This window comes from Yoonia sp. JB2-21, assembly GCF_055693545.1.
The window spans coordinates 731490-745497 of the sequence record NZ_JBVFUC010000001.1 but is presented as its reverse complement, the minus strand read 5'-3'; the positions used below and the strand labels follow the sequence as shown (position 1 = coordinate 745497).

Below are 14008 nucleotides of genomic sequence, written 5' to 3'. Positions count from 1 at the left end.
AAAGCGAACAATATGACCCACTTTCTTGATATCCATACGACATCCACAGATGCGCTCCGCGACATCATTGACAACGCAAAGACGATGAAAACGGCCCGGGCCGGTCAACCCAAAGGAACGCTCGACGCAGATCAGCCATTGGCGGGCCATATGGTCGCGCTGATTTTTGAAAAACCGTCGACCCGGACCCGCGTGTCCTTTGACGTGGGCGTGCGCCAGATGGGTGGACAGACGATGGTTTTGTCCGGTGCTGATATGCAGCTGGGTCATGGCGAAACGATCGCCGATACCGCGCGGGTGTTGTCGCGCTATGTCGATCTGATCATGATCCGCACGTTCGAAGAACAGACGCTGCTTGATATGGCTGAATATGCGACCGTGCCGGTGATCAATGGGCTGACCAACCGCACGCACCCTTGTCAGATCATGGCAGATATCATGACGTTTGAGGAACATAACGGCCCGATCAAGGGCAAAAAGGTCGTCTGGTCGGGGGACGGCAACAATGTCTTTGCCAGTTTCGCCCATGCTGCCAAACAGTTTGAATTTGATTTGGTCTTCACAGGGCCGCCGCCGCTTGATCCCGAACCAGCACTCGATGGGCTTTATACGACCGTGCGTGACCCGAATGAGGCGGTGCAGGGCGCTGATCTGGTTGTGACCGATACGTGGGTCAGCATGCATGACCCACAGTCAGCCCGCGAGCGGCGGCATAATCAATTACGCGGCTATCAAGTGAATGATGCGTTGATGGCGCAGACCAAAGACGACGCTTTGTTTATGCATTGCCTGCCGGCGCACCGCGATGATGAGGCCACAAGCAGCGTCATGGACGGTCCTCACTCGGTGATCTTTGATGAGGCCGAAAATCGGCTTCATGCACAAAAGGCAATCATGCGATACTGCCTCGGGGTGTGAGACCTCAGGCTTTAACGATCTGTTAACTATGTCTGCACTAGGTTTGCGTCTGGCTGCATAGCCAGGCAGCGCTGTTGCCGCCCTCACAGGTCTTTGCTTAGGGGCTTAGACTTTCGGTTTTTGGCGCTGCCTTTTGATCGGACCGGTTGATCGACGTCTTGATCGTGCGTCTGTGTTGTTTCACGCTGCAAAGTAAAGCCAAACTAAATCAAAGCTTTAGGCGGCGTTGACTACTTCAACGCTTTCAAAAGCGCTTGCAGTCCAAGATCATCAACCTTTTTCGCCGCTTTCTTCAATGTCATCCATTTGCGCTTGCGCAGAGTGGCTTCGGGATAGCTCTTGGTCATTTCCTTGACGTCGATCCGGTAGACGCTGACGTGACACGGCACGCTGCGACCGTCATCAAAACGCTTTTCGGTCACATAGCCGCCAATGGGCGTTTTGCTGACCTTACCCTTATGTAGCCCGGCTTCTTCCCAGGCTTCAATCTTGGCGGTTTCCGCGTCGGTGTGACCATCCATGGGCCAGCCTTTGGGGATAATCCAGCGCCCGCGCGAAGACTTGACCAACAGAACCTGTTGTCCCGATTTGTGCGGGCGCAAACACAACGCACCAACCTGCACGATTGCAGTCGGATCAGGAATACGGACCTCGCGGCCCGTCCAGAAAGAACGGTCTAGATTGCTCATCATACCTGCCAATAGGCTATTTTTATTGCAATTTATTTAACATAAGGCGACTCAAAGCGCAAATAAGCTCAAGAACCGCGACGTTTTGCCCGCAATGTCGGGTCAGCTTGGGTCGGATCTTCGGGCCAGGGATGGCGCGGATAGCGCCCCCGCATATCACGCCGGACATCCGCATAAGAGCTTGCCCAAAAGCCGACAATGTCCTGCGTAACCTGCACCGGTTTCTGTCCCGGTGACAGCAATGTGACACGAAGCGGTGTACGTCCGATCATCGGGTGGGTTGTGACGCCGAACATCTCTTGCAGGCGCAGCGTGATGCCGGGGGCGTCGTCCGCGTAATCAATCGGAATTTTGCGATCAAGCGGCGTGATGAAATGGGCCGGTGCCGCCCGATCAAGCCGCTGGGTTTGTTCCCAATCCAACATCGCACGCAGGGCCGGCAGGATATCAAACCGTTTCCAATCTTCGGCGCTGCGGACACCTCCCAAGTGCGGCAAGAGCCAGTCTTCCAGCGTATCCAGAAGATGGGCGTCGTCCATTAGTGGCAAGTCATTAACCAAACTGACACGGGCGCGGAAAAGCTGCGCTGCCGGCGACGGGCGCAACCCCAGCTGACGCACGCCTTCCAGCATGGCTTGTGCAATCGCCTCAGCAGGGGCGTCCGACCATTGCCGATCATCCAAGGCCAACGCGCCAAACCGTTCCTGTTGTCGGGTCAGGACACGCCGTTCCCGTTTCGACCATTCACAAATGTCGATCCAGCCGATCTGATCGCCAAAGACCTCGCGCAACTCCGGCTCTGACAGCTGGACGGCTTGTCTGATCTTTGCCTCACGCGTGTCACCATCCAGATCAGTTGTCACGATCAATCGCGCGCCAGCCATCGGATCGGCAGCATCCATGATTGCGCCTTTGCCCCCGGACAGCACATAGCGCGGCTCATCACCCTTGCGCCGCAGACCTACCCGGTCGGGGTAGGCAAGGGCGGCCTGTTGCCCCAGACTTCGTGCGGGCGCGTCAGGCAGTCCTTTGGACAAGCGTGGTATGTCCGCTTTGATCTGGGCAATTGCCGCATGATGTTTTTCTCCGGGACCGTCGTAGCGGCCCTTCAGTGCCGCGATCCGCAGTGCAAGATCGACAGGCGCGCCGCGCAAAGGATCACGTGCAGCCAACAGCGCCGCCAAAGGTGCAGCGGCCTTGCCTGCCGTTTGCAGCATGTGCGCCAATCTGGGGTGCAAGGGCAGGGCTGCAAGGGCGCGCCCGTGCGGGGTGATGCGGTGTGTTACGTCCAAAGCACCCAACCCTTGTAGCAGGGTACGGGCATTCGCCAAAGCACCCGCGGGTGGAGGGGTCAGAAACGCAAGATCATCACTGCCCCAATGCGCAAGCTCAAGCGCGAGCCCCGCCAAATCGGCGGCTTCAATTTCGGCGGGGGCAAAGGCGGGCAAGGCGCCATGCTCTCCCTTTGTCCAAAGACAATAGGCATCACCCGGGGCAACACGACCTGCGCGGCCTGCACGCTGTGTTGCCTCTGCCTTGCTGACGCGCTCGGTGACAAGACGGGACATACCTGAGCCGGGGTCATAGCGCGCCCGTCTGGCGCGCCCTGCGTCGATCACCACACGAATGTCTTCGATGGTCAGCGATGTTTCGGCGATGGAGGTGGACAGGACAATCTTGCGCCCGGATGCAACCGGCGCAATCGCCTTGCGTTGATCGGCAAAGGGTAACGCCCCGTACAATGGGCGCACCACGCAATCCTTGGGCAAGTGACCATCAAGTTGGGCTGCCGTGCGACGGATTTCGCCCTCGCCGGGCAGGAACACCAACACACCGCCTGTCGTCTGGCTGACGGCGTCAAGGATCAGTGCGGCGGTCGCGGCCTCAAGGCGCTGGGTCTTGGGCACGGGACGATCAAGAAAATGCGTGGTCACGGGAAATGACCGGCCCTGCGACGTGATCACCGGAGCATCATCAAGCAGGGCCGCGACGGGTTCTGCATCAAGTGTCGCCGACATCACCAGCAAGACCAGATCAGGGCGGAGCACGGCGCGACTTTCCCAAGCTAGCGCCAGCCCCAAATCGGCGTTCAATGATCGTTCGTGAAATTCATCAAAGATCACAGCACCGACGCCCGTCAGCGCGGGGTCAGTCTGGAGCATCCGTGTCAGGATACCTTCGGTAACGACCTCGATCCGTTTGCCGGGTTTATTGTCGCCCCGCATCCGGTAGCCCACTGTTTGTCCGGGGGGCTCTCCCAGACCTTCGGCGAGACGTTCTGCGGCTGCGCGCGCCGCAAGGCGGCGGGGCTCCAACATAATGATCTTGCCGTCGGTCAGCCCGGCGTTCAGCATGGCCAGCGGGACGCGTGTTGTCTTACCTGCACCTGGTGGGGCTTGCAGAACGGCACGCCCCGCGCTCGCAAGAGCCTGCATCAGATCTGGCAGAATGGTGTCGATAGGTAAGGCCGTCATAGGACTGCTTTGCCATAAGGCCGGTAAAGACACCACCGTGCTTGATGTGCATGGGGGCTTCAGCCCAGTGGTGCCACACCCACGACAATCCCATATTCTGGATTCCACAAATGTATTTCGTTGAAGCGACTGATGTTCACTGCCGCCGGCGTTCGAAAGACCTGCAGCCCGTTGATATGTGCAAGCTTCCCAAGGTCAACCTCCGGGGCATAGATGCCATCCCGGCCAAGTAGGATGCGTAATTCCGTGTCATCGCCTGTCTCGAAACTGGTTTGCAGAACGATCAGATTGCCGCCGTCACTGGACGGCACAACGGAAACCCCGTGCGCGGCGATGTAGGCGACTGCATGAGAATACTGGTTGGAAAGTTCGTCATTTGCCTGCGCTGCTGCGGGTGTTGCTACAGCAACAAGGACGGCCATCATCGCAAAGGTTTTGTTTAAGAAATAGGTCATTTCGCACCTCCTTTCGGGTGCTGAATGTTGAATAGGGTAAATATATAATGCGTCCAAATTAGACGTGACACAGCATTACGCCAAGTCTGGTAAACATGACTGTGCGCGACCGCACAAAACAAAAAACCCGAAAGCGGCGGCTTCCGGGCTTTCATATTGCGATGTTGGAAAGGGTTGCTTAAGCGGCGGTCGCTTTGGCAATCTCTTTCTTTACTTTCAACGCGCTGTCGGACAGCTCGGTGTCTTTTGCTTTCGCCATAAACGCATCCAGACCACCGCGGTGATCAACTGTGCGCAGCGCTGCGTTGGAGATTTTGAATTTGAAAGACCGGCCCAACACGTCGGACTGCAGAGTTACATCTTGCAGGTTTGGCAAAAAGCGGCGGCGGGTACGGTTCTTGGCGTGGCTGACATTGTTGCCAGACATCGGGCCTTTTCCAGTCAGTTCGCAACGGCGCGACATGAGCATCATCCTTGTTTTTCGACATCACACACCCGGACGGCGGGACATCTTGTGATACGGGGTTGAAACCCCGCATCCGCAGGGTCGATATAAGATCAGCGCGAGATAGGCGGATTCCTTGATCCCGTCAACCCGGTTTGCCAGGTCATACCAGAAATTGCGGCGGCGAACGGTGCGCAATCTTGCGCGCCCTAGCTTAGCCTATCCTTTAACGGGCCCAAGACTTGTTCTGCCGCCGCCGCAGGCGCGATGTGCCCCGCTTTCACACCCGCTTCAGCCGCTTTCATCCGCGCCGCTATCTGCGGATCATCCTGAAGCATCTGCAACAAACCATGCCGCACGTCCTCGCCAAACCAATAGCTGGCCTGCGCTTTGCGTGTTGCATCCCAAATCCCTTGGGTGCGGCGCCAATCGCTGAGCGTGTCCATCTCGTCCCAAGCGGTCTGCAACCCGTCTGCCTCAAGTGCCGAAATCGTTAACGCCTTGGGAAACCCATCAGGGTCCTGCGCCCGCTTGCGCAGCAGCCGCAACGCACCAGCGTAATCAGCACAGGTGCGGATGGCCTGTGGTTTGAGATCACCATCGGCCTTATTCACAAGGATCAGATCAGCCATCTCCATGATACCGCGCTTGACACCTTGCAGCTCATCGCCGCCCGCAGGGGCTAGCAGTAGCACAAAAAGGTCAGCCATTTGGGCCACGACCGTCTCAGATTGACCCACACCAACAGTCTCAATCAACACCACATCGAAACCCGCAGCCTCGCACAGCGCCACAGCCTCACGCGACCGCCGCGCGACGCCGCCCAATTGGGTTTGGCTGGGCGAGGGGCGGATGAAGGCGTTGGGATCACGGGCCAAAAAATCCATCCGGGTCTTGTCCCCCAAGATCGACCCGCCGGACCGTGCCGAAGAGGGATCAACCGCCAGCACAGCAACCCTTTTGCCCATACCTGTCAGCATCAGGCCAAAGCTCTCGATGAAGGTCGATTTGCCAACGCCGGGCGTACCAGAAAGCCCAATGCGCAATGCCTGCTTGTCCGACCCCACCATGTCCAACAGCGACAACGCGTCAGCGCGATGGTCCGCACGCTGGCTTTCCACAAGCGTAATCGCCTGTGCAAGCGCACGGCGGTCACCGGTTTGCACACCTGCTGCCAGAGCCGCGATATCGTTGGGTTTCCTCATGCACACCTTCATATCTGGCCAAAGGCAAAGGTCCAGCCCTCAGAGCAACTCTGCCACCCAAGTGGGGACAACTTCGGTTGCAGGACCAATACGGTGATCGTCAAAGGCATTGGCACGGGCGGATGGTTCCAGATTGATCTCAAGTGTCGGTCCCTGCGCCAATTCGACAAGACCGGCCGCGGGGTGCACTTCGGCAGAGGTGCCAATCGCCACAAAAAGGTCAGCGGCTGCCACAGCCTGCGCGATATCATCCATGGCGTAGGGGACTTCGCCGAACCAGACAATATCAGGACGGGTCGCGGGTTGGCCGCAACGCGGGCAAAGATCGGCAGGGTCCATGACCAAAGAGGCATCCCAACGGTGCGCGCATGCGGCACAAAGGGCGCGCATCAAACGACCATGCATATGGATCACACCGGTTGACCCGGCCCGCGTATGCAGGTCGTCAACATTCTGTGTGATCAACGTGACGTCATGGGGACCCTGACCCAATTGCGCCAAAGCGTCATGAGCGGCGTTTGGGGCCGCCGCGATACAGTTTGCACGACGGGCATTGTAGAAATCATGGACAAGTGCGGGATTGCGGGCGAACCCTTCGGGTGTGGCCACATCATTCAGATCGTATTGGGTCCAAAGCCCGTCTTTGTCGCGAAATGTACCCAATCCGCTTTCCGCGGATATGCCCGCCCCTGTCAAAATCGCAATTCTCATCGGTACAGTGTGACCGGGTTCCACATCCTACGGCAAGCCGTTTCTGGCGCAAAGTGGCAGCTGCGCGTGTGTTTTGGTATATGCTACGCAATGGAAGGGGAGAGAGGTGACAATGACCAAAACACCAATACACCTTTGGATCGTGGGAATGCTGTCGTTACTTTGGAACGCGGGCGGGGCGATCGACTATGTGATGACCCGGGCAAACGTCGCAACTTATTTGGCGGAACAACCCCCAGAGCGACTGGCGATGCTCCAGGATGCGCCGTTCTGGTTTGGGCTGACATGGGCGCTCGGTGTTTGGTTTTCGGTCATTGGATCACTCTCGCTTTTGTTGCGATCACGGTTCGCCGGACCTGCCTTCGCGGTCTCGCTTCTTGGGCTGATCGGGTCATCAATCTACACCTATGTGATTGTTGACGGCGGCAGCATGCTCGCAACTGCGGGGATGACAGCAATTGCATTTACAATCGCAATCCCTGTGATCCTTATCGCGCTGTGGGTCTACGCGCGGACCATGACCAAACGCGGAGTATTGCGCTGATGCGGATCGTTTTTGTGTGTCTTGGCAACATCTGCCGTTCACCCGCAGCCGAAGGGGTGATGCGCCGTCTGGCACCTGACCTTACGCTTGATAGCGCCGGAACCGGAGGCTGGCATGTGGGCGACGCACCCTACGGACCGATGCAAGAGGCAGCGTGGGCACGTGGGATCGACCTCAGCGCGCTGCGCGCCCGTCAGTTCAGCAAGGCGGATTTCAGCAATTTTGATCTGATCATCGCGATGGACCGGCAGAACAAAGCAGACATCGCGGCACTGCGGCCCGCTGGCAACGCAACGCCCGTCCGGATGATGGCACAAAACGATGTGCCAGATCCATATTATACGCGGGACTTTGACGGGGCCTTGGACATCATCGAGGCCGCCGCGATCAGCCTGCTGGCCGACATATCTCGGACGCCAGATCGGTGAACGCGCGATAGCGGGTCCAAAAGCTTTCGTCACGGCGGCGGTCTGACTGGCGGGTATCTTGCGCCAATTGCGGGTTCTCAAAAAAGCTGGCGGCGCGGACTTGATCACTGTTTGACAGAGATTGGTTCGCGACCTGCTGAATGCATGAACATAAAGCAGGAGACGCAGCCCGGCGATCCGCATCAATACACGCGCGCGAGATATCCCCGGTCGCACCACGACCACTGCCGCCGCCACAGGCCGCCACTGATGCCAAAGCACCCGCCAACAATAAAAACCGCATTCGCCTATCCTCTGCCCGGCCCCCGGGTTAGCCCCGGGTGATCCACGTTAGGTTATGCCCCACGAGGGGAGTATGGCGGGGCAAGTGCAACGATGCAATTGGGGAATGTGAGTGATTTTGGAGGCGGCATGTGAGAACTGAGGCAAATTAGACGCGTAAGGTTTGAGGAAGGACTGGTCAGAGCCCAAAGTGTAACGCAGGCCCCGTTCGGGTATCGCCCTCCGGGGGAGGTCGGGCGATGCCCGAACGGGGCCGGGCGGTTGTTCGATGTGGTATCTGACACGACTAAAACGAACGACAGCTTTGTCCGCAATTGACCAATTCATATGTTTACCAGGAACGGCATGTATATAGCCAAGGCTTTCGGCGCTGGCGTTCTACCTGCCGCCTGCCGGAGCGTACCACTCCTGGATGAGCGTGATCAGATGGCTGTCCCATCACAGTGAAGTGCGCGCAATTATCTGATTGGCATGCAGCCCCACAATGGAAGCATTTATCCCAAAGCCGAATTTAGACGCACAAGAGCCAGCATGCGTCTGTTCCCACGATGTGTGACCCCAAGCTGGGATGATCCAATACTTGGTTAGACGCATCTCAACTGTTGGTTTGTGTCGACACTGATGATCAAGCTGCGTACTTTGCTGGTATTCGGGCAGCACGCCATCCTGACTACCAAGAGAACAGGCTTCATGCGAGTAGCAGGTCGAGCGCTGCCAGATCGCCTTCTACCAATCCGACAAATTCGATCTGGGTGTTTCCTTCAAGTTCCAGCACGAGCGCGTCGCCTGTCTCGTAGCTGTCAAGAAGCGCTAAACCCTCGACCATGAGCGCGTCAGCGAGAAGATCAAAGTCTCCGACCACATTCCATCCGCCGCCTTGCGAAAAGACAAACTGATCATTGCCTGCGCCGCCATAGAGTTCATCATCGCCCGCGCCGCCGATAAGAATATCGTTGCCGGTACCCCCTTCAAGGTAGTCGTCACCTCTGCCGCCCGTCAGGCTATCATCGCCTTCACCGCCGAACAGATTGTCCTGCCCGCGTCCGCCGTCAAGGGTATCATTGCCTGTCCCACCGACAAGCGCGTCCCGTCCGTTGCCACCGATCAAAGCGTCGTCGCCTGCACCCCCTTCAAGATAGTCGTGACCATTATTTCCTGACAAAGCATCATTGCCGTCATCACCAAACAATTCGTCCTGACCACGACCACCCGCCATGACATCATCACCAGCAGCGCCAACAAGGACATCCCGACCGCCTTGACCAGACAGATCATCGTTACCTTCACCGCCATAAAGCTCGTCTGCCGCGGCAGATCCTGTAAGGATAATCGGCTCTGGCGCCTCTTCCAGCGGAGCGGGCAATGTGTTCAAGGCCATATCGGCAGACACGCTGGCCGCGAAGCCACGCGCGGCAGCCTCTTCTGCAAACGCCGCCATTGCAACGGGGTCTGTGGAATACTCCAAGGCCAGAACGTCGATGTCTTGGGCTGCAAATACCGTTTGGAACGCATCAAGTGCTGCCTGATCGTAAATGCCTGTCGCAAGCCCAAAGAAGCTTTCGGCCATGACTGCGTCGACGGCTTCATAGTAGGATAATGCCTCGGGGCTGTCAGATGCATAGCCTGCGTCGCCGACGATGTAAGGGGCACCGTTTGGAATGACGATAAAGTCCGGGTTCACAGCCGCGCCCGCCGCTGCGATCTTCTCCACAAAGGACATCATTTCCTGCGCATAAAATTGCGATTGTGCGGTCCCAAGCTCGCCTCTGATGGCCGCGACCTCAAAGTAGGACAGCATGTTATCAAGAAAGATACCGTTGTAGCCAAACGCGGCAAGTTCAGTGACCTGGTCGATCACCAATGCCTGCCATTCGGGGTTCCAGAATTCGACAATGGCTGCGTCAAAACTGTCTGCTTGTTCGGCAAGCCAGCTTGGCGCAGCGTCCGTAGGCGCACCTGTGTCGGTGCCATCGTTTGTCCAAGCCGTATCCCAATAGGGCCGCGCGTCGTCACTTTGCCCGACAGACACATAGGCCACCATTGTCTTGCCCGCAGCCACAAGGCCCGCCACGTCGCTTTGTGACAACTCGGCGGTTGCGGTGTCACCGGGCTTGCCTTCGACGATCAGCAAATCATAAGGAGATGCGGCAATATCGGTGGCGTTCAGGTTTGAGTATTGAACGGCAAATTGATCCACAACCAAGTCAGATGGCATCGCAGGATTTTCGGGATCCATTGGCGCGACCGGAGGTTCCACCGGTTCGACCGGATCAACTGCCGCACCTTCGGCCCAAGGCGCATTGAATGTGCCGCCTTCCATCGCAGCCTCGATCCCCGCGTTGTCTGCGTCAATGACACCCGTCAGATCGCGGTCCGCGACAAAAGGGATCAAGCCATTTGCGATGGCATCCGCAAGAAATGCGTCTTGGTTGGCCTGCGCCGTGGGGTAGGATGTGGCCAGTACGAACTTGCCTGCGTCTTGCGCCAAGGCAATGTAGTCTAGGTCGCCCTGCGTCCAGTCAGAGATCTGATCGTCATTGAACCAAAGGTCCTCTACGCCCAGCCCGTCAATGGCCTCAAGATAGGGTGTGTTTGGCCCGCTGTCGGGGCCGTCTTCGGTGACACCTAGTAGGCCAACAGCGTTTTGCGGAATGATGGCGAAATCAGGGTTCTGCGACTTTGCGTATTCGGAGATACCAATTACAAAGTCGATCATCTCCTGGCGCAATTCTTCGTCGGTGCCGGGATAGGCTGCGATCACTTCATCAACGGTATAACCGTCAACGATATCCAAATAGATCCCATCATATCCCTTTGCCAGCACATCATCGACGCGCTGGAATATGATCTGTTGCCAATCAGTGTCCCAAAACTCGACACGAAAGTTCCCTTCCCACTGTGCGTTCTCACCCAGCACATAGTTGGGGGGCTGCGTTGTCCAGCTGTCCTGCCAGTAGTCGCGATAGCTTTCGGCCTCACCGATGCTGGTATAGGCATAAAGCAATTTATCTTGCGTGGTTTGCAGCGTTGCCACTTGTTCTGCACTGAGAGCGCTATCATCAGGATCAACGACGGCAACACGAAAATCCGTGCTGGAAAGTGACGCGTAGTCGGCGTTTTGCAGTTGGTAAAGAAGTGGCATGATCATCGAACGAGTCCTTTGGTGTGATTGCTGAGATCACAGCTAAGGCTTGCTACATTACGCGAACATTACGTCGTTTTCTGTTTGGCAAGAGTGAGCTGAATATCACCAGATGCCAACAGGTGCGCTTCAAGTGTCATGTCCAGAAGGCGCGCAAAATTCTGCGATAAAGTCAGACCAAGACCAGAGTGTGAACGATCAGTATCTGACCCTTGCTTGCGCCAGAATGGCTCAAACATCATGTCGCGGTCAGTTTGCGTCAGATTTGGTGCCGGGTTTGTTAGATCAATGCGAAACCCATTTGTCCCGCCAGTGTATCGGATTTGGATCGGCGCCTGATCTGGCGCGTAGTCAACCGCATTGCCGATTAGATTGGTCAAGACGGACGTCAACAGCGCTGCGTCAGTATCGACGAGATGCGCATCTGGACCGTGATATCTGACATCGAGCGTCCGCTGTGCGATGGCCGATTTGTTATCACTGATTATGCGGTGCAAAAGGGCGGGAATATCGACCGGCTCTACCCGCAGCGTTCCCCTGACCGGCTCTTGTCGGGCAATACCCAGAAGCGCGTCAACAAGTGATGTCAATCGGATGGCAAGTTCGTTTGAGGTACGCACAACATTTTTAAGCCGGTCAGGATCATCCGGGAAAGCCAATGCTACATCCGTCAACGTGCGCAATTCAGCGATTGGGGTGCGCAGCTCGTGGGCCGCGTCTGCGGTAAAGCGACGTTCGGCCTGCGACGCCTTATGCAGACGGGCCAGCAGATTGTTCAAGCGTTCCGCAATCGGGACCAACTCCTTTGGTCCAACCCCGTCAAAGGGGGCCGTATTTGTTGGTTGATCAATTTGCTTTGTCCGATCTGCCAAAACAGTCAAAGGCCGCAATGCACGTCCTGTACTGACCCACACAGCTGAACCGGCAGCCGCCGCTGCGACGACGGTCATGGCGACCGCCAGCAAAGCAAAGTTTCGCAGCGTTTTGTCAAGCGGGGTGCGATCATGAGATACGGTAATCTGGACTTTGGTTTGCCGGATATCATCGGGAACTTCGATTGAGGTATCATCCAAGTCCCACCCCCACTGGGCGGAAAACAATGCCGTTGCCGCAAGCGCCGCGGACCCATTAGGCCCGACATCTTCGGACCAAACCGTTTGATCTAAGGCGACGACCTCGCCCAGGCGTAAATCCCGACTTGAGGCGACAAGGCTGACAGATCTATCAATGATTGTGTCACCCGTTGCATCACGAACGACGAACCCATTGCTGCCTCCAGCGGCAAATTTCGTGAGCAGCGTTGGATTAAGCTCGGTGTAAATATCGCCGTTGGTCCAGACCTTCACACCGTTGGCCACAACTCGCAGGTCGTTCTCAATGGCATCTTCAAAGGCTTGAACCTGAAGGTTGCGTAGGAAGAAAAATCCTAAAACGCAAAGGACCGCAACAACAACGAAGACGACAACGCTGGTGTTGCGGGCGATGGTCGATCGAATTGAGGTCATCTTGTAATCAACCGATAGCCCTCGCCGCGGCGTGTCTCTATCCGCGAGGGTGTGCCGGGTGCGTTCAGGGCTTTGCGAAGAATTGAAATTGCGGCATCCACGACATTACTGTTGGGTTCGACATAGTCATCATAGATGCGGGCCTCAATATCTGCTCTGGAGACAACAGCACCAGCATTGCGCATGAGAATTTCGAGCAACGCGAATTCACGACGCGCCAAAGGAAGCGCGACACCACCCAGCATTGCGCAGCGGGCATTTGTATCAAGTTCCAAATCATCAACACGCAAGATATTCGACGCGACGCCATGCGATCTGCGCATCAAAGCTTCGATCCTGGCCACAAGTTCGTCAAAGGCAAAGGGTTTGATTAAGTAGTCATCCGCGCCCGCCCGTAGTCCAGCGACCCGGTCATCCACACCATCGCGCGCTGTCAGGATCAAAACCGGGGTGGTATTTTCTTGATGTCTTAGTTTTTCCAGCACCGCCATGCCATCCACCTTTGGCAAACCCAAATCAAGCACCAGTACATCGTGAGTGCCGGCCTCTGCACGCCATAAGCCATCTTCGCCGTCAGCGGCTTCATCTACCACATGACCAAGTTTTCGAAGACCCATCACAATGTTGGTTCGTAGAATTTTGGAGTCTTCGATGATTAGAATTCTCATGCAGCAATTGAATGATGCGCCATGAGATGTTGCAAGCGAAAAGGCATTCACTCAGCGAAACGAGCGTGTCCGTTGCGTTTGGATGCTTCGCAAATGAACGACGGAAGTGCGCTATGTTGCGCCACACATGCGGCGTAAATAGGGGCTCTTTCATCGCACCGCTGAATGACAGGATAAAGTTCGAAATCCGAAAATTCGTCACACCTTCGGTGTTGAATTGATCCCTGATGCGGGCGAGCAAGACATAGGCGTTTTGCGGGTTCGCTGTCATGTCAGCCATCGGATCTGTCTTATGGCTTTCTTGGTGCGCTTGGTTCACACGACCAGCGATCGAGTTGCGCTATCAGAAGCCATGTCGATTGCGTCCCTACAGATCATCAGAAAAACCAAACGCAATCATACTGGACTTAACTTTGTTATTCATTTTGTGCCGTATCTCCCTACAAATCTTCGCGTTCTCTGTACCGGTGTATTGGCTTAATTCCGATTAGATCATGGAACCTACATGCCGCGACACCATCCCACTTGACCGCCTCGGCAAT

At 56.5% G+C, this 14008-nt stretch carries 13 protein-coding genes; 3 read left to right on the top strand and 10 right to left on the bottom strand.

Annotation, left to right across the window (positions count from 1 at the left end; all coding sequences use genetic code 11):
* The first annotated feature begins 12 nt into the window (after positions 1-12).
* Complete coding sequence (argF, locus tag ACZ1G5_RS03750; protein ID WP_472731580.1) at positions 13-918, top strand: ornithine carbamoyltransferase; 906 nt, start codon at positions 13-15, stop codon at positions 916-918.
* 230 nt (positions 919-1148) lie between these two features.
* On the opposite strand, the gene ACZ1G5_RS03745 is transcribed toward argF, so the two are convergent.
* The 6 genes from ACZ1G5_RS03745 to ACZ1G5_RS03720 form a co-directional block, all read right to left on the bottom strand.
* Positions 1149-1607, bottom strand: a complete 459-nt coding sequence (locus tag ACZ1G5_RS03745) for an NUDIX hydrolase (RefSeq protein ID WP_472731579.1) — start codon at positions 1605-1607, stop codon at positions 1149-1151.
* Positions 1608-1675: 68 nt separating this feature from the next.
* Entirely contained in the window at positions 1676-4081 is a 2406-nt protein-coding gene (gene hrpB, locus ACZ1G5_RS03740; RefSeq protein WP_472731578.1) for an ATP-dependent helicase HrpB, read from the bottom strand.
* A 59-nt stretch (positions 4082-4140) separates the two neighbouring features.
* The gene (locus ACZ1G5_RS03735; protein WP_472731577.1) at positions 4141-4536 is read right to left on the bottom strand and encodes a hypothetical protein; all 396 of its coding nucleotides are present in this window, start codon (positions 4534-4536) and stop codon (positions 4141-4143) included.
* A gap of 178 nt (positions 4537-4714) precedes the next feature.
* Complete coding sequence (gene rpmB / locus ACZ1G5_RS03730) at positions 4715-4999, bottom strand: 50S ribosomal protein L28 (protein WP_472731576.1); 285 nt, start codon at positions 4997-4999, stop codon at positions 4715-4717.
* A gap of 191 nt (positions 5000-5190) precedes the next feature.
* Positions 5191-6186 carry a methylmalonyl Co-A mutase-associated GTPase MeaB gene (meaB, locus tag ACZ1G5_RS03725; RefSeq protein WP_472731575.1) on the bottom strand — a complete coding sequence of 332 codons (996 nt, stop codon included), beginning with the start codon at positions 6184-6186 and terminating at the stop codon, positions 5191-5193.
* Positions 6187-6225: 39 nt separating this feature from the next.
* Positions 6226-6897, bottom strand: coding sequence for an NAD-dependent deacylase (locus tag ACZ1G5_RS03720; RefSeq protein ID WP_472731574.1), 672 nt, complete (start codon positions 6895-6897; stop codon positions 6226-6228).
* 112 nt (positions 6898-7009) lie between these two features.
* Here ACZ1G5_RS03720 and ACZ1G5_RS03715 point away from each other — a divergent pair, with 112 nt between their 5' ends.
* Positions 7010-7441 (top strand): hypothetical protein, encoded by a 432-nt coding sequence (locus tag ACZ1G5_RS03715; RefSeq protein ID WP_472731573.1) that lies wholly within the window; start codon positions 7010-7012, stop codon positions 7439-7441.
* A complete protein-coding gene (locus ACZ1G5_RS03710; RefSeq protein WP_472731572.1) occupies positions 7441-7869 on the top strand; it encodes a low molecular weight protein-tyrosine-phosphatase in 429 nt (142 codons plus the stop codon). Before ACZ1G5_RS03715 ends, ACZ1G5_RS03710 begins: the two co-directional genes overlap by 1 nt.
* Here the strand turns inward: ACZ1G5_RS03710 and ACZ1G5_RS03705 are convergent.
* The 4 genes from ACZ1G5_RS03705 to ACZ1G5_RS03690 form a co-directional block, all read right to left on the bottom strand.
* Positions 7829-8152, bottom strand: a complete 324-nt coding sequence (locus tag ACZ1G5_RS03705; protein WP_472731571.1) for an arginine transporter — start codon at positions 8150-8152, stop codon at positions 7829-7831. The two genes, ACZ1G5_RS03710 and ACZ1G5_RS03705, sit on opposite strands and share 41 nt — an antisense overlap.
* 687 nt (positions 8153-8839) lie before the next feature.
* On the bottom strand, positions 8840-11299 hold the full coding sequence (locus tag ACZ1G5_RS03700) for an MJ1477/TM1410 family putative glycoside hydrolase (RefSeq protein WP_472731570.1): 2460 nt from the start codon (positions 11297-11299) through the stop codon (positions 8840-8842).
* 62 nt (positions 11300-11361) lie between these two features.
* Positions 11362-12798: a sensor histidine kinase gene (locus ACZ1G5_RS03695; RefSeq protein ID WP_472731569.1), complete on the bottom strand. Its 1437-nt coding sequence runs from the start codon at positions 12796-12798 to the stop codon at positions 11362-11364.
* Positions 12795-13466 (bottom strand): response regulator transcription factor, encoded by a 672-nt coding sequence (locus ACZ1G5_RS03690; protein WP_472731568.1) that lies wholly within the window; start codon positions 13464-13466, stop codon positions 12795-12797. The genes ACZ1G5_RS03695 and ACZ1G5_RS03690 overlap by 4 nt, the downstream gene beginning before the upstream one ends.
* Between the last annotated feature and the right edge of the window lie 542 nt (positions 13467-14008).